Source organism: Oleiphilus sp. HI0067, from assembly GCF_001635735.1.
In genome coordinates this window covers 1-846 of record NZ_LWFI01000144.1, presented here as the reverse complement: position 1 = coordinate 846, position 846 = coordinate 1, and the positions used below count along the sequence as shown (strand labels likewise).

The following is an 846-nucleotide window of genomic DNA, read 5'->3' as shown; positions in this document are numbered from 1 at the left end:
AGCTAGGACTTGATAGCTTTCCTTCACCCAATCAGCAGTGCCTTTTATCGCTATGCAGGCTCGAAAATGTTGCTGCTGAAGTTGATGGATATGTTCTTGTATCTGATGCATCGCTGATAAAACTGACAGATATAAAAAACGGAGCGTGTTGCTCCGTTTTAAATGCGTCATCTTCTGAGTTAGTAGAGTGCCGCTTCGTCGTCTAAGACTTCATTAATAATGTCGAGGAAGATTTTATCCGCATCACTATGTTCTTCTGGAATGCGCACAATGGTATTTGCGCTGATTTCTTCAGCGATTAATTTTGCTGAGTCTGGTTGGCCTTTGTGTTGACGCGCGATTTCCATGCATTTTGTGGCGATTGTCGGATCAGAGAGAACCTTGCGGATAAAGGTTCGTAGTTCACTGATTACCTTGGCTTGACGGCTTTCTTCAGCACTGCTCATGGCCATACTCCTTTGATATTAAATACTACCTTTTATCATGGCCCTGAACTCGCCATAGCGCAAGCGATTAAGCTGGCTTTTGTGGTTTTTTCCGAATCAGTGCTTCTTGGCAAACTGATGCAACAAGTTCACCTTTTTGATTGAAAATGTTGCCACGATTGAATCCTCTGCCGTTTGAAGCGCTAGGACTGTCCATATCATAGAGAAGCCAATCATCAACACGGAATGGACGATGGAACCAAAGCGCGTGATCAATACTGGCAACTTGCATGCCCTTTTGCGCAAAGCTCACGCCGTGAGGAAGCATGCTTGTGCCTAGCAAACCGAAGTCCGATGCGTAAGTCAGAATACATTGATGCAGGTATAGATCATCTGGTAGCTCACCTACCGCTCGAAACCA

At 44.9% G+C, this 846-nt stretch carries 3 protein-coding genes; 1 reads left to right on the top strand and 2 read right to left on the bottom strand.

What is annotated here, in order from left to right:
• Positions 1 to 206: hypothetical protein (locus A3739_RS30625; RefSeq protein ID WP_231876976.1), on the top strand; the 206-nt coding region annotated here is incomplete at its 5' end.
• Here the strand turns inward: A3739_RS30625 and A3739_RS01940 are convergent.
• Positions 180 to 446, bottom strand: coding sequence for a hypothetical protein (locus A3739_RS01940; protein WP_068482241.1), 267 nt, complete (start codon positions 444 to 446; stop codon positions 180 to 182). The genes A3739_RS30625 and A3739_RS01940 overlap by 27 nt on opposite strands.
• 67 nt (positions 447 to 513) lie before the next feature.
• Positions 514 to 846, bottom strand: a 333-nt coding sequence (locus A3739_RS01935) for an acyl-CoA thioesterase II (protein WP_197471960.1), incomplete at its 5' end; no start/stop codon positions are given.